At 67.3% G+C, this 17252-nt stretch carries 21 protein-coding genes and 1 tRNA gene; 13 read left to right on the forward strand and 9 right to left on the reverse strand.

Going from position 1 to position 17252, the window contains the following annotated elements; translation table 11 throughout:
* Positions 1–89: 89 nt before the first annotated feature.
* From ACIBF7_RS05860 to ACIBF7_RS05870, 3 genes are all read left to right on the forward strand, one after another.
* Complete coding sequence (locus tag ACIBF7_RS05860) at positions 90–338, forward strand: SCO4226 family nickel-binding protein (protein ID WP_148036083.1); 249 nt, start codon at positions 90–92, stop codon at positions 336–338.
* A gap of 99 nt (positions 339–437) precedes the next feature.
* Positions 438–1025: an RNA polymerase sigma factor gene (locus ACIBF7_RS05865; protein ID WP_148036084.1), complete on the forward strand. Its 588-nt coding sequence runs from the start codon at positions 438–440 to the stop codon at positions 1023–1025.
* Complete coding sequence (locus ACIBF7_RS05870) at positions 1018–1965, forward strand: CU044_5270 family protein (protein ID WP_271276273.1); 948 nt, start codon at positions 1018–1020, stop codon at positions 1963–1965. Before ACIBF7_RS05865 ends, ACIBF7_RS05870 begins: the two co-directional genes overlap by 8 nt.
* Before the next feature lie 6 nt (positions 1966–1971).
* On the opposite strand, the gene ACIBF7_RS05875 is transcribed toward ACIBF7_RS05870, so the two are convergent.
* Complete coding sequence (locus tag ACIBF7_RS05875) at positions 1972–2388, reverse strand: TIGR03668 family PPOX class F420-dependent oxidoreductase (RefSeq protein WP_271276274.1); 417 nt, start codon at positions 2386–2388, stop codon at positions 1972–1974.
* 481 nt (positions 2389–2869) lie between these two features.
* On the opposite strand from ACIBF7_RS05875, the gene ACIBF7_RS05880 reads away from it, so the two are divergent.
* Positions 2870–3721, forward strand: a complete 852-nt coding sequence (locus ACIBF7_RS05880; protein WP_148036087.1) for an alpha/beta fold hydrolase — start codon at positions 2870–2872, stop codon at positions 3719–3721.
* On the opposite strand, the gene ACIBF7_RS05885 is transcribed toward ACIBF7_RS05880, so the two are convergent.
* Both ACIBF7_RS05885 and ACIBF7_RS05890 read right to left on the reverse strand, forming a co-directional pair.
* Complete coding sequence (locus tag ACIBF7_RS05885; protein ID WP_397196537.1) at positions 3656–4675, reverse strand: ABC transporter permease; 1020 nt, start codon at positions 4673–4675, stop codon at positions 3656–3658. The genes ACIBF7_RS05880 and ACIBF7_RS05885 overlap by 66 nt on opposite strands.
* Entirely contained in the window at positions 4675–5565 is an 891-nt protein-coding gene (locus ACIBF7_RS05890; protein WP_397196538.1) for an ATP-binding cassette domain-containing protein, read from the reverse strand. The genes ACIBF7_RS05885 and ACIBF7_RS05890 overlap by 1 nt, the downstream gene beginning before the upstream one ends.
* Before the next feature lie 60 nt (positions 5566–5625).
* Between ACIBF7_RS05890 and ACIBF7_RS05895 the strand changes: the two genes are divergently transcribed.
* Positions 5626–6351, forward strand: coding sequence for a TetR/AcrR family transcriptional regulator (locus tag ACIBF7_RS05895; protein WP_397196539.1), 726 nt, complete (start codon positions 5626–5628; stop codon positions 6349–6351).
* 2 nt (positions 6352–6353) lie between these two features.
* On the opposite strand, the gene ACIBF7_RS05900 is transcribed toward ACIBF7_RS05895, so the two are convergent.
* On the reverse strand, positions 6354–6992 hold the full coding sequence (locus ACIBF7_RS05900; protein ID WP_148036091.1) for a hypothetical protein: 639 nt from the start codon (positions 6990–6992) through the stop codon (positions 6354–6356).
* A gap of 384 nt (positions 6993–7376) precedes the next feature.
* On the opposite strand from ACIBF7_RS05900, the gene ACIBF7_RS05905 reads away from it, so the two are divergent.
* The 4 genes from ACIBF7_RS05905 to ACIBF7_RS05920 all read left to right on the forward strand — a co-directional run bounded on the left by ACIBF7_RS05905 (position 7377) and on the right by ACIBF7_RS05920 (position 11356).
* Positions 7377–7808, forward strand: a complete 432-nt coding sequence (locus ACIBF7_RS05905) for a hypothetical protein (protein WP_148036092.1) — start codon at positions 7377–7379, stop codon at positions 7806–7808.
* A 250-nt stretch (positions 7809–8058) separates the two neighbouring features.
* Positions 8059–8301 carry a hypothetical protein gene (locus ACIBF7_RS05910; RefSeq protein ID WP_148036093.1) on the forward strand — a complete coding sequence of 81 codons (243 nt, stop codon included), beginning with the start codon at positions 8059–8061 and terminating at the stop codon, positions 8299–8301.
* Positions 8302–8476: 175 nt separating this feature from the next.
* Complete coding sequence (locus ACIBF7_RS05915; protein ID WP_148036094.1) at positions 8477–9055, forward strand: DUF6879 family protein; 579 nt, start codon at positions 8477–8479, stop codon at positions 9053–9055.
* Positions 9056–9124: 69 nt separating this feature from the next.
* On the forward strand, positions 9125–11356 hold the full coding sequence (locus ACIBF7_RS05920; protein ID WP_187281567.1) for a tetratricopeptide repeat protein: 2232 nt from the start codon (positions 9125–9127) through the stop codon (positions 11354–11356).
* A gap of 139 nt (positions 11357–11495) precedes the next feature.
* Here ACIBF7_RS05920 and ACIBF7_RS05925 read toward each other — a convergent pair whose 3' ends face one another.
* Positions 11496–12272: a hypothetical protein gene (locus ACIBF7_RS05925; RefSeq protein ID WP_148036096.1), complete on the reverse strand. Its 777-nt coding sequence runs from the start codon at positions 12270–12272 to the stop codon at positions 11496–11498.
* Positions 12273–12455: 183 nt separating this feature from the next.
* Between ACIBF7_RS05925 and ACIBF7_RS05930 the strand changes: the two genes are divergently transcribed.
* From ACIBF7_RS05930 to ACIBF7_RS05940, 3 genes are all read left to right on the forward strand, one after another.
* Complete coding sequence (locus ACIBF7_RS05930; RefSeq protein ID WP_148036097.1) at positions 12456–12866, forward strand: hypothetical protein; 411 nt, start codon at positions 12456–12458, stop codon at positions 12864–12866.
* Between the two features lie 131 nt (positions 12867–12997).
* A complete protein-coding gene (locus ACIBF7_RS05935; RefSeq protein ID WP_148036098.1) occupies positions 12998–13558 on the forward strand; it encodes a dihydrofolate reductase family protein in 561 nt (186 codons plus the stop codon).
* 140 nt (positions 13559–13698) lie between these two features.
* Complete coding sequence (locus ACIBF7_RS05940) at positions 13699–14088, forward strand: hypothetical protein (RefSeq protein ID WP_397196540.1); 390 nt, start codon at positions 13699–13701, stop codon at positions 14086–14088.
* A gap of 303 nt (positions 14089–14391) precedes the next feature.
* On the opposite strand, the gene ACIBF7_RS05945 is transcribed toward ACIBF7_RS05940, so the two are convergent.
* The 3 genes from ACIBF7_RS05945 to ACIBF7_RS05955 form a co-directional block, all read right to left on the reverse strand.
* The gene (locus tag ACIBF7_RS05945) at positions 14392–14925 is read right to left on the reverse strand and encodes a flavoprotein (RefSeq protein WP_397196541.1); all 534 of its coding nucleotides are present in this window, start codon (positions 14923–14925) and stop codon (positions 14392–14394) included.
* 416 nt (positions 14926–15341) lie between these two features.
* Positions 15342–15431: transfer RNA gene (locus ACIBF7_RS05950), tRNA-Ser, on the reverse strand.
* Between the two features lie 166 nt (positions 15432–15597).
* On the reverse strand, positions 15598–16161 hold the full coding sequence (locus ACIBF7_RS05955) for a YceI family protein (protein WP_397196542.1): 564 nt from the start codon (positions 16159–16161) through the stop codon (positions 15598–15600).
* Positions 16162–16261: 100 nt separating this feature from the next.
* Between ACIBF7_RS05955 and ACIBF7_RS05960 the strand changes: the two genes are divergently transcribed.
* Positions 16262–16750 carry a MarR family winged helix-turn-helix transcriptional regulator gene (locus tag ACIBF7_RS05960; protein ID WP_148036105.1) on the forward strand — a complete coding sequence of 163 codons (489 nt, stop codon included), beginning with the start codon at positions 16262–16264 and terminating at the stop codon, positions 16748–16750.
* Here the strand turns inward: ACIBF7_RS05960 and ACIBF7_RS05965 are convergent.
* Positions 16713–17216 carry a SigE family RNA polymerase sigma factor gene (locus ACIBF7_RS05965; RefSeq protein WP_148036106.1) on the reverse strand — a complete coding sequence of 168 codons (504 nt, stop codon included), beginning with the start codon at positions 17214–17216 and terminating at the stop codon, positions 16713–16715. The two genes, ACIBF7_RS05960 and ACIBF7_RS05965, sit on opposite strands and share 38 nt — an antisense overlap.
* Positions 17217–17252: the final 36 nt, after the last annotated feature.

Raw genomic sequence — 17252 nt, forward strand, 5'->3', positions numbered from 1 at the left:
CCGATACGCCCTCTTGGGTCCCACTTGGTGTGCCCGCTGCGGGGGCGAACCTACGCTGGAGGAGACAGCTTGCCTGTGGGGAGGCAGTGATGGCGAAGTTCCTCGACATGCACCGCGGCATGGCGGGCATCACCGGTGACCAGCTCAAACGGGCACACTCCGCCGACGTCGAGATCCAGGACGAGGAGGGAGTGACCTTCGAGCACGCCTGGGCGGACCCGGAGGAAGGAGTCATCTACTGCCTCTCGGAGGCGCCCACGGCGGACGCGGTCCTGCGCATCCACGAACGCGCCGGCCATCCGGCCGACGAGATCCACCACGTGCCGCTGAGCATCTGAGCCAAGTATGTGACGTAGTTCACACTCCTTTTCGCGAACTCGCGGTGGTCGTACGGGCGAAAGCCGTCGAATGCACTGCGCAGCGAACGGGAGCACCGGGTGATCGCCGAAGAGTCTGGCACGGCCGACGCCGACCTCATACGGCGCTCGCGGCACGACCCGGAGGTCTTCGCCGGACTCTTCGACCGGCATGCCCCCGCACTGCGGCGTTACGTCGCCCGGCGACTCGGCCCGTCCCTGGCCGACGACATCGTCTCCGACGTCTTCCTCACCGCCTTCCGGCGCCGCCACCGCTACGACACGAGCCACCCTGACGCGCGCCCGTGGCTGTACGGCATCGCCGCCCGGCTCGTCAGCCGGCAACGCCGGGTGGAGATCCGGTTCTACCGCGCGCTGGTCCGCACCGGTGTCGACGAGATCACCGAGCCGTACGCCGACCGCGTCGACAACCGGGTCTCGGCGCAGCAGGCCGGGCTGGCGGCGGCCCTCTCCGAGCTGTCGCCCGGCGACCGGGAGGTGCTGTTACTCATGGCGTGGGCCGACATGTCCTACGAGGACGTGGCCCGCGCGCTGGGCATCCCCATCGGCACGGTCCGGTCCCGCCTGCACCGGGCCAGAGCCCGGACGCGCCAGGCGCTCGGCGGAGCCGACCCCACCGTGACGCGAGAGGAGTCTTTGGATGGATGACCTGCGATCGCTGCGCGAGTGGCGGGCCGAGGTGCCCGAGCCGGACCAGGAGTGGTCCATCCCGCAGCGGCGGCGGCTCCTGACCCGGATCCGGCGGCGCAGGTGGACGTGGGCGCACCGCCTGATCACCGTCGGGGCGGCCGGCGCGGCCGTGGCCGTGCTCGCCGTGGTCGCCCTGCCGTCCGAGCCCTCCGTCACGGAACCGGCCGTCACCCCGTCGTCGGCCGTGCGGCTGGACCCCGGCCTGGTGCTGGCCCAGGCCGCGAAGGTGGCGAGCGAGCGCGGCGACGCCCCCCGGCCGGCGCCGACCCAGTGGCACTACACCAGGTCCATGGACAAGCAGCCGACCTCGGACACGGCCCAGACCTACGAGAGGTGGATCCGCTACGACGGCAAGCAGACCGCCGGCTTCGGCGAGAACGGCGACCTGGTGGTCACCGACGTCCCTCCGGACCCGGGCGACGACGACCTGGCGCCGGGGCAGTACGACGCCAAGCTCCGCGGGCTGCCGACCGACCCGAGGAAACTGCTGGCCAAGGTCACGGGCGACCGCCACTGGATCGACTTCCCGCAGGAGAAGGGCGTCCCGCGGAACGCCGAACCACCCGATGCCCGCGCCTACCGCGTGATCACGCTCTACCTGAGCAGGTACGGCACGATGCCGCCGCGGCTGGAGGCGGCCATGTTCCAGGCCCTGGCCCTCATCCCCGGCGTCCGGATCGAACACGGCGTGACCGACGCCGCGGGCCGCGCCGGCCTGGGCATCTGGCGGGAAGGAGGCGGCGACGTCCGCCGGTACGACATCCTCGACCCGGACACCTACCGCTACCTGGGCACCGCGACGGTCTGGCTGCGCGACTCCCGCCTGCCCAAGGGCGCGGTGTGGCGCACGGCCCTGCTGTCGTCGGTGATCGTCGACCGCCCGGGCGAGCGAGGCTGAGCGCTTTCACCCCCCGGAGTACCGCCATCCCGACCAGCGGTTGACGTCCACGAGGATCACGGGCCCCGCCGGCCGACGCTCGCGGTACTGGTCGTACTTGGCCACGAGCGCGTCCAGCGCGGCGGCCCGCTCCGGGCCGTCCGGCGCGACGGCGGCGCGGCCGTCCGCCCGCACCCACCACAGGCGCGTCCAGTCGTCCTCGTAATGGTCGGCCAGCAGCGCGACATTCGGGTTGTCGCCGATGTCGCGGAGCCTCCGCAGGTCGGTGGTCCGCTTCGGCTTGTGGTCGACGGCCGTCACCACCCGGTCGCCGAGGACGGCGAACGTTACGGGGACGAGGCGCGGCCTGCCCTCGGCGCCCACCGTCGCCAGCCGGGCGACCCGCGCGCCCGCGAACATCCGCCGTGCCGTCTCGGAATCCATGCCTCCAGCATTCCCCGGCGGCCCGTGGTCCGGTGACCGTCACCGTCACGTAAGCGTCCGGGATCGTCACTGCGGGTACGAAGGCCCCATCTCTTAGGGCGAGGAGGAGCATCGCGATGACCCCCGGCTGCGGAAGCTGCGACTGCAACGACGTGATGTACGAGGGCACCCCGTCGCACTGGAAGACGTTGCGCACGGAGTGAACGAGCAGAAGCCCCGCCCCGGATCGGCGGGGCTTCCTCGTATAGGGTCAGGATCATGCTTGAGAAGTTCATCCGTTCGCGCACTGCCTGAGACGGGTTTCCCCATCGAGGCGATCTGATGGTGGCGTCGCGTTTCGCGAGCCGCCCGTCGCCCGTCCCGTCGGCTTCTCACACCCGGTGGTCGCCGCGCTCTCAGCGCCGCCACCGTGATCATCGGCGGCTCGGCGCGCCCGTACGGCAGCGCGCGTCCGCCTCAGCTCAACGCGAACGGACTGAACATGTCATCGAACACCTTCGTGCTGGTCCACGGCTCCGGCTCCAACTCGTTCATGTGGACCTCCATCCAGCGCGAGCTCGCGCTGCTCGGCCACCGCAGCCTCGCCGTCGACCTGCCCGGCCACGGCCTCGACGCGCAGTACCCCGTCGCCTACCAGGCCCCGCAGGACCTCGACGCGTGGGCGGCCGAGCCGTCGACACTGGCGGGCGTCACGCTTCAGGACAACGTCGACCTGGTCACCGACGTGGTGCGCCGCGCCGCCCAGCACGGGCCGGTGGTGCTGGTCGGCGCCAGCCTCGGCGGCGTCACCATCTCGGGCGTGGGCAACGCGATCCCCGAGCTGGTGGACCGGCTCGTCTACATCTCCGCCTGGTCGTGCGTCCGCCTGGCCAACCCCGTCGCGTACATGGGGGAGCCCGAGTTCGCGGACAACCTGATGGCGCCTCTCGCCGCGTTCAACGTCGGCGACCCGGCCGAGGTGGGCGCCGGCCGGGCCAACTACCGCACCGCCGACCCGAAGCTGCTCGCCGACCTCAAGGCCGCGACCCTGGCGGACGTCACCGACGAGCAGTTTCTGGCCTTCCTCAACATCCTGCAGCCGGACGAGTCGATCGCGGTGATGACGGCCGACGCCCGCGTCCAGGCCGGTACCTGGGGCACGATCGCCCGCTCCTACATCCGGCTCACCGGCGACCGGTCGATTCCCCTGGCCATGCAGGACAGGCTGATCGCCGAGGCGGACGCGCTGACCCCCGGCAACCCGTACGACGTGCACACCCTTGACACGTCACACGCGGGATTCGTGTTCAGGCCGGCGGACGTGGCCGCCATCCTCGGCGGCCTGGCCCGCTGACCTCGGCGCGGCGGGGGGGCCGGCCCCGCGCCCCCCCCCCCCCCCCCCCCCGCCCCCCCCCCCCGCCCGGCCCCCCCCCCCCCCCCCCCCCGCGGGGCCCCCCCCCCGGGGGGTTGTGCGTCCGGCCGGCGGGGCGGGCCCCCCAGCCCCGCCGGCCGCCCCCCGGGGGGGGGGGGCGGGGGGGCCCCGCCCCCCCCCCCCCCCCCCCGCCGCGCGCCGGAACAGCGCCGCGGCGAGGAACGCCGCGCCGCCGCCCAGGGCGGCGAGCCAGAGACCCGACCACAGCAGCGTTTCCGCGACGGGAGCACCGGTGGCCAGCCCGCGCAGGGACTCGGTGACGAGGGTGACCGGCTGGTGGGCCGCGAACCCCTGGAGAAAGCCTGGGAGGCTCCCGGCCGGGATGAACGCGGTCGAGAGGTACGGCAGGAAGAGCGCGACGAAGCTGAACATGCCGGCCGAGTCGACGGACCTGGCCGCCAGCCCCCACGCCGCCGCGATGAGCGTGAAGACCAGGATGTAGGCGGCGAGCAGGGCCGCGATGCCGAGCCACCCGACCGGCGAGGCCGTGGGGCGGAACCCGAGCGCCACCGCGACGAGCATGACGATGGCGGTGGACACGAGGTTGCGCAGGACACTGGCGAGGACATGCCCGAAGATCACCCCGGACGCCCGGATGGGCATGGTGCGCAGCCGTTCGACGAACCCCTTGGAGACGTCGGTGTGGACGGAGGTCGCGGTGAGCGCGGCGCCGAACCCGGCGCACAGCAGCATGACGCCCGGCGTGACGTAGTCGGCGTACGCACCGCCGACGGCGCCGCCGAGCGCGGTGCCGAAGACCGTGACGAACAGCAGCATGATGGCGACAGGCGCGACGATCGCGGTGACGAGGCTGTCGAGGTTCCGCAGCGAGTGGATGACGCTGCGCTTGGTGAAGACCAGTTCCGCGGTGCTCATCAGGGGAGTTTCCGATCGGTGGTGGTGTGTCCGGTCAGGGCCAGGAACGCGTCGTCCAGGGTGGGAGCCTGGACGGAGAACGTCCGGACGACCCGGCCCCGGTGGTGGAGGCGGTTGAGCACTTCCCTGACGCGTTCGGGGTCGCCGTCGGTGACCTCGCGGACGGTCGTCCCGTCGTCCAGGACCAGCTCGATCGATTCGCTGCCCACCTGGCGCTTGAGGTCGGCGGCGGTGCCCGAGGCGACGATGGCGCCGGCGTCGAGCACGGCGACGCGGTCGGCCAGGACGTCGGCCTCCTCCAGATACTGGGTGGTGAGGAAGACGGTCTTGCCCTGCCCGGCGAGTCGGGTGACGACGTCCCAGAGCGCGCCCCGGCTGCGGGTGTCCATGCCGGTGGTCGGCTCGTCCAGGAAGATCACCGGCGGCGAGTCGATGAGACCGGCGGCCAGGTCCAGCCGCCGCCGCATGCCGCCCGAGTAGTGGCCGACGCGACGTGACGCGGCGTCGGTCAGCCCGAACTCCGCGAGCAGCTCCCCGGCGCGCTCGCTCGCCGCGCTCTTGGTACGGCCGAGCAACCAGCCGATCATGACCAGGTTCTCCATACCGGTCAGCTCCTCGTCGACGGACGCGTACTGACCCGTCACACTGATGAGCTCGCGTACCCGGGGCGCCTCGCGGGCGAGGTCGTGCCCGAGGACGTGGGCGGTGCCGGAGTCGGCGCGGATCAGGGTCGTGAGGATGCGGATGAGCGTGGTCTTCCCCGCCCCGTTGGGCCCCAGCAGGGCGAACACCTGACCTCGGGGGACGTCGAAGCTGACGCCGCGGAGCACGTCGCGATCCCCGTAGCGCTTGTGGATGTCGTGGACCGATATCGCATGCGGTGCTGTCATACGTACAGCGTAATGCTTACGCAGTATAGCTGCGCAAGGGTTACGCAGTAATATGGCCGCATGGGAAGCGCGCACGACGACGTGCCGGAACTCCGCGGGGTCCCGAAAGCGGTCCTGCTGGCCTGGAACCTCGCGCCGGCCACGACCAAGGGCCCGAAACCCCGATGGACGCTCGCGCAACTGCTCGACGCCGCCGTCAGACTCGGCGACCGCAGCGGGATCGACGCGATCTCCATGAGCGGCCTCGCGAAAGAGCTCGGCAGCGGCACGATGTCGCTGTACCGCTACGTCGAGTCGAGAGAAGACCTCGTCGTCCTCGCCGCCGACCACGCGCTCGGCACCCCACCCCGGCCGGACGGCGCCACCTGGCGCGAGCGGCTCCGCGCCTGGGTGCTCGACCTGCGCCGGGTCTACCAGGACCACCCCTGGCTGACGGCGGTGCCGGTCGCCACCGAACCGCTGCTGCCCTCGTACGTACGCAGACTCGAAACGGGGCTGGAGTGCCTCGGCGACCTGCACCTGTCAGGCCCGCGCGCGATCACCGTGCTCACCCTGCTGTGGACCTACACGCGCGGCGACGTGGAGCAGAGCGCGCACTTCGCGGCGGCCGCGGACGGTCACAGCACGCAGTTCCTCGCCGCCCGGCTCCGGGTGTTCGGCGGGGACTCCGCGTTCACCCGCGTGCTGGCCGTCCTGGAGGCCGACCAGCCGACGGGGGAGGACGAGTTCCTCGACGCCGTCGAGATCATCCTCAACGGCATCGAGTCCACCGATGCCCACGGGTAGTTCTACTCGGCTTCTGCCACCTGGTTCTCGGGCGGGATCTGAATGCGGACGGGCGCTCTCCAGCCCTTGTAAAGGACGTTCATCCGTACGGCGTCCGCTTTCTCCTCAGGGCCGTAGGGTTCGGTGATGATCTCGGCCTGGAAACGCCTGGGCAGGTCGTCCGGGCCCAGCCAGAGCTTCCACCTGATGCGGCCTCCTGTCCATGCTCCCGTCCCGTAGAGGTGGCCGGCCCAGTAAGAGCTGAGGTGGTCGACCTGCACCGAGCCGTCATAGCGGGTCGTGCGTACGCCGTCGTAACGGTCCCGGGTGGATATTCTCTTGGCGCCCGGGGAGATCAATCGCAGGAACTCCGGGTTCAGGGGCTCGATCAGGTGCCGAGTCCAGCGGAGGGCATCAGTGTCCTCCCTGTGAACCCACTTCTTGCCTTGAGGGACGTCGGTCCAGTCGCCTTGGGAGTAGATGTCACGGCCGACCTGGACCGTTCGCGAGCGGATCGGGTCGCCGCCTCGGGCGAAGGTGGAGCACGTCGAGACATCGACGGCGTACATGCCTGTCTTGGGAACGAAGCGGCGTTTGCCGTGCGCCACTGTCAGGACGGCGCCCTCGCCAGAACCTCGGCGGATTCTCTGCGAGAAGACCACGCCGCTCCTGCGGGCGAACTCGCCCTGCAACGCGGATATCGCCGCAGCCGGAGATCCACGAGTCTGTGCGTGAGCGGCGGTTGCCGGCGGTGACGTGAGCAACAGGGACACGACGCCCAGCAGCGCGCATGAGCTCCTCATGCGACCATCATCCGCGACTGTTGATCTCGGCCTGGTCACCGTGAGGTTGCGGGCGCGGGCCAAGCGCTTGCCGCTGGTCTGCACCGGCTCGGTTCGGCGTGATCGACATGAGACGTATTCGCCGAATCCTGGACCAGAAATCCGTAGGAAGCCTTCCGGCTGACGGTGACTGATAGCAAAAGGCCGGTTACATTGATGCTGACCCGAGTCGCGTCATCCGACCTGTCGAGCCGCGGGAGAGACATGGCCGAGGACATAACGCAGCTGGTCGGCGACATCTCACCCTACGTCACAGCGGCCGTGGCGGCGTATGGCGCGGCGGTGCTGGATAAGGCCAAAGACGAAAGCGCCGAGGCCGGCGTCGCATGGGGACGCAAGATGCTTCAGCGGATTTTTGGAACGCGGGACGAGCATGACGCCCCCGCACCCGTGCGCGATCTGGCTGACCGGCCTGACGATGCTGATCTCCAGATGACTTTGCATGTGCTGATCCGCGAGGTGATGCGGCAGGACGCCGCATTGATTCAGGATATTCGGGGTTTCCTGGCAGTCGCAAGAGACTCCGCAGCACCTGTCGCAACGCTCACGATCATCGCCTCGGCCGTTGATAACGCGCAGCAGGCGGTCCAGGGGCATGGGTACCAAAGCAACACCTTCCACAAGTCGAGCGAGTAGGCAGCCGATGCCACCGGCCACTCGTGCAGCACCTAGATAGTCATGAACCCCGCCGCGCTCTCCTCCTGGCGTGGTCGAAATAGTGCCCCCGGTACATGTGGCCTCTGTCGGTATATAGGCTTCGAGGCCTTACTTAATGGTGCTGGCAGCTCAGCCTAAAGCGCGTAAGCCATCTGTGGCTTTCGTGGACAATGGATTGATGTTAATATGAAAAAGACTCGCATTCACGTGACCGCAGTCTGGAGGATCCATGTTCAAAAGACGTATCGGCCCGCCTCCACATGAAGGTGGCGGTAATGGAAGCGCCGCGGCCAACAGTTGTCCCGACATCTGGGAGCTCGAATCGGGTGACTTCGCGGTCATCGGGATGGAGCGGACCGCGCAGTTACGTCCGCACCTGCCATCCGACGCGTTTCTCGACCCCGGCGAAGGAATCGTAGTGCTGCCCCGGCATGTCCTGATAAAAGCACGCGAGAACATTCCGCAGGAATAAGCGCTGCTTTTGCGTCTCAAGTGCGCGATGCCAGCGCACCCGCATCGATACAGTGAAGTGCGCTGGCGGCGTATCAGCCAGCGCGTCCGCGTATGGCTTGCGATCGGGAGGGGCAGCATATATGGCGCTATATCCGCCCACTAAATATCGCCGATTGGCTACCACAGCCGGCGGCGTGGATGATTTCATGGCCTTCTTTCGGGATCTGCGAAGAAGCTGGGTAAAGGTCGAATGTCTGCAGGAATACGACGAGTCGGGCTTTTCCGCGTACGATGCCTTCAGGAATGGTGACTACGATGAGGCGGCGAGGCGTGTGCGTGAGATGGTCTTGGGTCAGCGAGAGCTCTATGGTCACGCCGTCGAACATGGCATCGCCATGACTCGCATACGTGTGTGCGAGCTACCTCTGAGCCCTTATCTTGAACATTACGAGTTCGCGGCCTATCTCGCGGACATCGAGTGTGGTGAGGAAATCCGCCTGGTAGAGGCTGTCGACGTGCGTCCGCTCTTGGATGAGACGGGCATTTCTGATTTCGTGCTGTTCGACCGCGAACGCGTGATTGCGTTGATTTATGATAAGCGTTCTGCGTCCTTGCGTGAGGCGCGCCTTGTGGAAGACGCTGAACTGGTTCATGCGTACGCGGCGGTGACCGACGAGCTCATGGAAAAATCGGTGCCCATGATGCAAAGCTCAATATACTTGAATTCTATCAGCCGAATATCAGAAAAGACCAACAACTCCCACAGGCAGTGAATTCAGAAGATGCGGGCCGACGGTGATCGCGGCGGAAGTCCACAGAGTGGACCGGCGTCGCCGCATGTCGTGCAGTCCTCACACGCGCTGAATCAGGCCCAGCAGGCCGCGCAGCAATCGGGTATCCAGTACAACATCTTCATCGGCGCGGATCAGGCCCGCTCTGTCGCCGCCACGGCACCACCGATCGTGGTTCCACAATTGAAGATCGCCTCGCAGGCTCTGCGCGGCCGCGCCGAACTCCTGGAACACGCGGGTGACTTCATCGGCATGCCGCGCCCCGGAGTCGCCTCCGAGCCGCGGGTCATGGTTCTCTACGGTCTTGGTGGCGTCGGCAAGACCACTCTGGCGCTGGAACTCGCTCACCGCGCGATCCGGGCCAACCACCAGGTCTGGTGGGTTCCCGCGGACGACGTGGAAAGCATGCGGTCCGCGCTCTATGCGCTCGCGTTCTCCCTCGGCGCGCGAGACGAGGATTTCGATCACGCGCACCCCTCTGACGTCCTGTGGCGATACCTCAACTCCCTGGATCACGCCTGGCTGCTCGTCATAGACAACGCCGACGATCCGGCCGCTCTCGGAAGCTCCAGCGGCGGTGTCCAAGAAGGAACCCAGTGGTTGCGACCGCCCGCTTCGCACAGGAACGGCGTGATCATTTCCAGTCGTAACGGCAGGCCGGAACGCTGGGCCTCATGGATTCGCATGTGCCACGTCCCTCCCCTTACCTCGGAGGCCGGGGCCCGGGTCCTTGCCGATCTCGCTCCCCGCGCAGGTGACGAACAGGAAGCGGTGGCTCTGTCCGGCGCCTTGGGAGGAGTGCCTCTGGCCCTGGAACTCGCAGGCCGCTACCTGGCGGCAGCGGCGACGGATCCCTTCCCCGGTGAAGACACCCACACATCGTTCAACGCCTACCGGATCAACTTCGACACACGACTGGGACATGTGGACATGCCAGCAGGAAGCTCGGGGGAGTCGGCCAGACGCGCATTGACGACGACATGGGAGATCTCGCTTGACCTGCTCGAGCGTCAAGGTCATGACCTCGCCCGGCCGCTGCTCCGGCTGCTTTCGTGCTGTGGTGTGTCACCTGTTCCCTACCGAGCCGTCATCAGGCCGGAAGTGCTGGCGGACACCACCTTGTTCCCCCGGCCGACGGCACACAGGATAGGGAGCGCCTTGCGAGCGCTCGACGGCCTGGGATTGATCTCGCTGGATCTCGCACCGCGAACGCAAGTCCACAGAGAGAATGCGGATCCCTGGGAATCACGGTTGACCATGCATCCGCTCGTACGCACTGTCACGCGACAGAACTTGCAGCGTCAGGGCGTGCTGGTGGACTACCTGGCGGTTCTCGCCGTGGCGCTGGACAAGGTGACGGCCACGATCGTCCCGGACAACGCCCACCATTGGCCCAGGTGGTCTCTCCTGGCAAGCCACTGCACCGCCCCCCTCGAACTGATGGCGCAACTGGAGATTCGCGATGCCGGCCTCGTCAGCACCTTCCTGCCGGCGGCGGAGAGGGCGGCTTGGTACAGATACATGGCCGGTCACTACCTGCAGGCATCCATCGACTACGCACTACTCCTTGATGTCGCCGAGAAGGCCATCGGCCCAGCCAGCGCCGAAGCTCTGTCGATCGGCAACAACCGCGCGCGGGCCATACGAGACGGCGGCGACAACGCACGAGCGAGAGCCATGCTCCGCGAGCTTCTGGCCGCCGCCTTGGGCGCGCTAGGCAGTGACCACCCGACGGTCCTCGGCATCCGGCTGAACCTTGGCCGCACGCTTCGGGAAAGCGGCGACGTGGCCGGTGCGGAGGCGGAACTGCGAGCCCTGCTGGACGACAGCCGTCGGGTGCTCGGCGAACAGCATTCCGACACGATAGCCACGGCACTCAATCTGGGGGTCTGCCTCCGGTTGCAGGACCGCTTCGCGGAGGCCGAAGCCGTCTACCGCCAGGTCCTGTCTGACTGGCGGCAAGCCCACGCCGCAGACGACCTCACCACGCTGGACATCCGATTCGAACTCGCGGAAACCATGCGTCACCAAGGAGACTTCGCTCAAGCCGAGGCGGAACTGCGTGACCTGGTCACCATGGCGACCAGAGTCTATGGCGAAGACCATCCGAACACGCTGATCATTCGGCGCAGTCTGGCGGCTGTGTTGAGGTCGTCAGGCAGCCTTGAGGCCGCCGATGTCGAGTTCCGCGAGGTGCTGCGTCTACAACGGGGCAAGCTCGGAGCGGAGCATCCGCTGACCAGAGCCACAGAAGCCGCTCTGGAAGCCGGGGACGCATCATGATCCGGAGCGGTGTACATGTACGCCATGGGCTCCTGCATGAGCTGGCAAGGGACCATCGGCTCGACGACCGTGAAGAAGACGCGCACCAACTGCGACTGATAAGGCCCTCTCCCCGCGACGGGGGGTGAGGGCCTGTGCATCAGTCCTCGAGCTTGCTGGTGACCTGACTCTTGGGCGGCTGCTTGATCGAGACCTTGGCGCCCCAGCCGGTGTAGCGGGTCTCGGTCACGACCGTCTTCTCCTCCCATGAGGGGATGGCGGCGAGGTCGGTGGCCACCCAGGAGGTCTTCAGCTTGCTCGGCAGGCCCCTGCGGTCCACGGTGAGGGTGTAGGCGACGGTGGCCTCGGTCGACCGCGTCAGCCCAATCGTCTCCCTGAACCAGGGGGAGATGTTGGAGAGCCGTTCGAAGGTGATCGTCCCTGTGTAGGAGGAGCCGCTGCGCTTGCCGCGCTTCACCAGCTCCGCCAGCGTGGCGGGTTCGAGCGGGCTCACCACCTGGCCGAACAGGCTGCTGACGGTCCCCATGTTGAACAGGCTGAAGGTCTTGTACCAGGTCTTGCCCTTCGGGAGGCGTTCGGCCAGGCTCCCGCCCGACCGCCAGGCGTCCTTGCCTATGATGATCGTCCGCTCGGGCTTGGTGGTGTGCCCCTCGAACAACGGCGAGGCGAACGTGCCCCGCACGTCGGAGGCGACGATGCCCTTCTTGCCGAACTGGACGACACCCTTACGGCGTACCAGCGGGTCCTTGTTGATGCTGCCGACGAACGCGCTCGCGTCGGTGAACCGGACGCCCTTCCCGGCCTTGAGCTGTGCCTTGAGCGCGGACACGGGATTCTTGGCGGCGGACTCGGCCTGTGCGGGTAACGGCGCGAGGAACAGGGCCGCGCCGGCCACGAAAGTGATCACAAGTTTCATGAGTGGCCATCCTGCCCGGCGATGATCACAGCCGCATGTCATTAAGCTGGCCAGTGCTTCTCTCCGAGATCTGGGCCTTCCACTCCGGTCAGTGTCATCCGGCGAAACGACGCCAAGCGCGGGACGGTCAAGGGGACACGGAGCACGGAACCACCGAAACACTCTCTGAAAGAGGACCCCAGCATGCCCCTGTCTGTAAAAGTCGCGCGGAACCTGATCTGGTTCCAGGCGACAATCACCCTGCTCGGCATTGTCCTGCTCATTATGGGCCTGGTCTTAGAACCCGGTGAATCCGTGGAAGGACTGTCCTATGCCCCCTTCTACCTTCCACCACTCGCCGCCGCTTGGTTGGCGAACCAGTGGCACACCCGTCGCCCGTGGGTCCGTCACGCCACCATCGCAGTTCAGCTCACCATCCCCTTGCTCGACTTCATCGACTTCCTGATTTCAGACACCCTCGGGTGGGTCCTCACCGCACCCTGGTCCGCGCTCATCGTGACTCTCCTCCTGCTTCCTCCGGCGAAAACGTGGTTCGCCCCGGCACAGCAAAGCCCACGCACCCCGTCGCAGCCGGCACCGCCCGCCGCCACCTGACATTCCGTGGCACCGATGAATTCCGGGCGGCGGCGTCGTCTACAGCATCAGCGACAGGCCACGGACGCCGCGCCCCCGCGAGAGTTGCGGCCCGTGGGTCTTAGACGACCCGAGACCACGGAGTTCTGATCATGCGGAAGCTGATAGCGACAGTGTTCAACTACTCCCTCGACGGCTTCCTCGCCGACGAGGGCACCGAGTTTTTCGAGTTCTGCTTCGGCCTGCCCGAGAACCGCGAGCCCGACGACCCGGCGCATCTCGACTTTCTCCAGAGCGCCCACGCGCACCTCATGGGCCGCACCGCGTACGAAGGCATGGCCCGGGCCATGACGACCACCGACCACCCGTTCGCCGACATTCTGAACGCCGGGCGCAAGGTCGTCTTCTCCAGGACCATGAAGACGGCCGACTGGGCCAACACCACCGTCGCCGCCGGTGACACGGCAGAAGAGATCGACAAGCTGAGGCTGGGCGGTGACGGCCACATCGTGGTCTGGGGCGGCGTCAGCCTCTGGCAGTCGCTCATGCGGCTCGACCTGATCGACGAGTTCCAGGTGAGCATGTTCCCTTACGTCGCGGGCGAGGGCACCCGGCTGTTCGACGGTGTCCCGAAGTCCTACCAGCTCGACCTGGTCTCCAGCACCGCCTCTAGCAACGGGATCGTCTATCTGCAGTACGGGCGACACCGCTGACCCAGCGACCGGGCATTGATCGGGGCGTTCGGTCGGTACGGCGGGGCCGGCGCCCGTCTGCGATGTGCACTGGACAGGATTGGACACCCTCGTTCTCGTGTCCGCGGGCACCCCTTGGACCGCACCACCAGGAGGAACCAGTGTCAGGCCGGCAACCGCTCACCCCCGAGGAGAAACTCGCCGACGCGAAAAAGCAGCTGAGCCTCCCGCGTATCGTCGTGATCTGCGGCTCCACCCGTTTCATGACCGAGATGACCGAGGCCGATCTGCGGGAGATCAAGGCCGGGAAGATTGTCGTCAAGCCGGGTTTCGACATGAAGTCGCCGCACGATCTTTGGTCGGATCCTGCCGAGGCCGAGGCGCTGAAGGTTCGACTCGACGATCTGCACCGAGCGAAGATCCGGCTCGCTGATGAGGTGCTCGTAGTCGGCGACTACATCGGAGACAGCGCCCGAGCCGAAATCGCCTACGCCCGGTCTTTGGGCAAGTCCGTGCGGTTCACGCGCCCGGAAGTCGACCCCGACGCCTGACCGCCCACCCCCACACCCTCCGCAGGCACCCCTTGGAATTGATCATCTAGACAGCACGGAGAGTTCCACGTCATCCGGTGGGCCGGGGCTGAGAGAACTAAGCCCTTTTGGGCTGCATTTGTGCGGCTGCGGCGCGGCAACCCCCACCCGGTGCGTTCGGTCGGTACGGCGGAGGGCGGCATGCGCTGCCCGGCCCGGTGTCCCGCCGTCGTCCGGGACTGGCCCCCAGGTCGCACGCCCGGCCGGCGGGCGGAGGGCCGGGGGTACGGTGGTGCGCCGCGCCGCCATTTGATCCATAAGAGATTAATGCGGCAAGTTCTCCAAGGTCAGTGACCACGGATAGTCCTCGATGCGTTCTGCTCCGGAGCTTGGCGGGTGTGGCTCGAACTGGCCGGGGCCGAGCAGTACGCGTATGCCTTCGGTACGGAGCTGGTCGACGCTGCGCTGGAAGGGGACGCGTGTGGCCAGGGCGGTGTTGACGAAGGGCAGGACGACGACGGGGATGCCAAGCCCTGGGGCTTCGGACAGGACACCGAGTGCGTAGGTGTCGGCGATGCCCTGGGCGAACTTGTTGATCGTGTTGTAGGTGGCCGGGGCGACGATGATGGCGTCGGCGCGCGGTGACTTGGGCTCGTGCGGCTTGCGGTACTGGCTCCGGACGGGGCGGCCGGTCTGCTTCTCCAGTTCGGCAACGTCGATGAAGTCGAGTGCCGACGGGGTGGCGATGATCTGGACGGTCCAGCCGGCGGCTTGGGCGAGGGTGACGAGGCGCCCGACGTCTGGGGCTGGTCCTGCGGCGCAGACGATGATGTACAGGACTTGGCCGGGTCGGGTCACGCGATGACTCCCAGGGTTGCCGCGTAGTCGTGGGCTTCGCGGCGGACACTGATCGGGGCTGTTGCCAGGATGTCACGTACCAGCCGGAGGGCAGCGGGGCGGCGGGCGGTTTCCTGTGGGGTGCGGCGCGCAGGATGCGCAGGGCCTTGTCGTGCCGGTTCGACATGAGGAAGGCGCGGGAGGTGTGGCTCTGCGGAGCAGCAGAAATCCGTAGATCGACAGATCGTCGGGGGTGGGCTCGGTGAGGTGTTCGGCTGCGCTGCGGACCGCGCCGATGGCTGCGTGGTGATGGCCGCCGTCCATCAGGGGCGTGGGTATGACCGATTGCCGGGAATCGAGGCTGGCTAGCTTTCGATGTCCGCAACAGAGATCGAAAAGGCCCTCTCCCCGTCCAGGGGAAGAGGGCCTTCGAAGAGCGGAGGATCGGGGATTTGAACCCCGGATGGGCGGTAAACCCAAACCGCATTAGCAGTGCGGCGCCATAGACCTGACTAGGCGAATCCTCCTCGGGAGCCGTGTGGCCAGAGTTAGAGTACCGGCCTTCGGCCCAGGCAGCAAAGCGGTAACCCGTCCACCATGGGGGCGAGTCATCCACAGCCTGTGGGTAACGGGCTGTGGAAAAGAGCCCGCCCCTGGTCGAGGGCGGGCTCAAGCCTGTGGATAACCCAGGACTCAGGCGGCCGGGTTGGCCTCGCCCTCGATCTCGATCTTGACCTTCTTGCCGACCAGGACGCCGCCGGTCTCCAGGGCCTGGTTCCAGGTCAGGCCGAACTCCTCGCGGTCCACCTCGGTGCTGATCGAGAAGCCCCACACCGGCTGGCCCCACGGGTTGGTGCCGACGCCGCCGTACTCGACGTCGAGCTCGACTTCCTTGGTGACGTCGCGGATCGTGAGGTCGCCGACGACCTTGAACTCGTCGCCGCCGTCGGCGACGACGCGCTTGCTCCGGAAGGTGATCTCGGGGAACTTCTCGACGGAGAGGAAGTCGTCGCTGCGCAGGTGGCCGTCGCGGTCGCCGACGCCCGTGCTGATGCTCTCGGTCTTGATCGTGAGCTCGGCGGTCGACTGGAGGAGGTCCTCGGCGATCGTGATGCTGCCGGAGAACTCGGAGAAGTTGCCGCGGACCTTGCTGACCATCATGTGCTTGACGACGAAGCCGATGCGGGTGTGGGCGACGTCGAGAGCGTAGGTGCCCGCGACGGGGATGGTCAGGCCGTTCCAGGTGCGAGTGGTCATGAGAAGAAGTCCTTCAGGAGTGTGCTTGTTGTGCGGACAGTTGCGACAACAAACATCTACACGAGGAATATTCCCTCCGTCAACTAACGTCGTCTACAGTATGGATGTGACCAACATGAACGACCCTCGGCTGACAGCCATCGGGCTGCTGACGGAGGTTTACGCAGGGCTGACGGCCAGATTGCAGCCGGTGTTCAACGCCGCGGGCCTGTCGGAGATCGACTTCGAGACGCTGATCAGGCTCGGCCGCTCGCCCCGGCAGGCGCTGCGCATGACCGACCTGGCGGCGCAGACCGGCCTGTCCACGAGCGGGGTGACCCGCGTGGTCGATCGTTTGGAACGTGACGGCCTGGTCATCCGCGAGGCGTGCGCCACCGACCGCCGCGCCTCGTACGCCACGCTCACCCCGGCCGGCCGGGAGAAGCTGGAGGAGGTGCTGCCCCAGCACCTGGCCGACGTCGACGAGCTCCTCACGGGCTTGCTCAGCGGGGAGGAGCTGGACGGGTTCCTGGCCGCGCTCCGCAAGATCCGGAGCGTCGTGCGGCCCTGCGCTACGGCGGGGGCTGTAGAGGTGACAGCTCAGTCCTGAGCTTGGCCATCGCCCGCGACACGGTGCTCTTCACCGTGCCCACGCTGATGCCGAGTCTCCTGGCGATCTCCGGTTCGGTCATGTCCTCGTAGTACCGCAGCACGACCGCCGCCCGCATGCGCGCGGGCAGCCCCTGCAACGCCTGCTCCAGCCGCTCGTGCACCTCGCCGCCGGCACTGTCCGTGACGATGACCGTCTCGGGCAGCTCGTCCGACGGGTACTCCTCCAGCTTCCGGCGCCGCCACTGCGAGATGTTGATGTTGACCATGGCCCGCCGCACGTACCCGTCGAGCGCGGCCCTGTCCTGGATGCGGTCCCAGGCCAGATAGGTCTTGGTGAGCGCGTTCTGCAGCAGATCCTCGGCGTCCAGCGGGTGCCCGGTGAGCTGGTTCGCGGCACGCAGCAGCGCCGGACCGCGCGCTCGTACGTACTCGCGGAACTCTTCTTCCACCCTGGCCGTCTGCATCGTGGCCAGAATCGCAGCCCAGAGCCCTGATCAGGC

It is taken from the genome of Nonomuraea sp. NPDC050478 (assembly GCF_044458265.1).
GTDB lineage: Bacteria > Actinomycetota > Actinomycetes > Streptosporangiales > Streptosporangiaceae > Nonomuraea > Nonomuraea ferruginea.

Bases quoted from the DNA above. Each gene is read 5' to 3' on its own strand.
- ACIBF7_RS05860 (WP_148036083.1), top strand. From the start codon at position 90: ATGGCGAAGTTCCTCGACATGCACCGCGGCATGGCGGGCATCACCGGT.
- ACIBF7_RS05870 (WP_271276273.1), top strand. From the start codon at position 1,018: ATGGATGACCTGCGATCGCTGCGCGAGTGGCGGGCCGAGGTGCCCGAG.
- ACIBF7_RS05875 (WP_271276274.1), bottom strand. From the start codon at position 2,388: ATGGATTCCGAGACGGCACGGCGGATGTTCGCGGGCGCGCGGGTCGCC.
- ACIBF7_RS05880 (WP_148036087.1), top strand. From the start codon at position 2,870: ATGTCATCGAACACCTTCGTGCTGGTCCACGGCTCCGGCTCCAACTCG.
- ACIBF7_RS05885 (WP_397196537.1), bottom strand. From the start codon at position 4,675: ATGAGCACCGCGGAACTGGTCTTCACCAAGCGCAGCGTCATCCACTCG.
- ACIBF7_RS05890 (WP_397196538.1), bottom strand. From the start codon at position 5,565: ATGACAGCACCGCATGCGATATCGGTCCACGACATCCACAAGCGCTAC.
- ACIBF7_RS05895 (WP_397196539.1), top strand. From the start codon at position 5,626: ATGGGAAGCGCGCACGACGACGTGCCGGAACTCCGCGGGGTCCCGAAA.
- ACIBF7_RS05905 (WP_148036092.1), top strand. From the start codon at position 7,377: ATGGCCGAGGACATAACGCAGCTGGTCGGCGACATCTCACCCTACGTC.
- ACIBF7_RS05910 (WP_148036093.1), top strand. From the start codon at position 8,059: ATGTTCAAAAGACGTATCGGCCCGCCTCCACATGAAGGTGGCGGTAAT.
- ACIBF7_RS05925 (WP_148036096.1), bottom strand. From the start codon at position 12,272: ATGAAACTTGTGATCACTTTCGTGGCCGGCGCGGCCCTGTTCCTCGCG.
- ACIBF7_RS05930 (WP_148036097.1), top strand. From the start codon at position 12,456: ATGCCCCTGTCTGTAAAAGTCGCGCGGAACCTGATCTGGTTCCAGGCG.
- ACIBF7_RS05935 (WP_148036098.1), top strand. From the start codon at position 12,998: ATGCGGAAGCTGATAGCGACAGTGTTCAACTACTCCCTCGACGGCTTC.
- ACIBF7_RS05955 (WP_397196542.1), bottom strand. From the start codon at position 16,161: ATGACCACTCGCACCTGGAACGGCCTGACCATCCCCGTCGCGGGCACC.
- ACIBF7_RS05960 (WP_148036105.1), top strand. From the start codon at position 16,262: ATGGATGTGACCAACATGAACGACCCTCGGCTGACAGCCATCGGGCTG.
- ACIBF7_RS05965 (WP_148036106.1), bottom strand. From the start codon at position 17,216: ATGCAGACGGCCAGGGTGGAAGAAGAGTTCCGCGAGTACGTACGAGCG.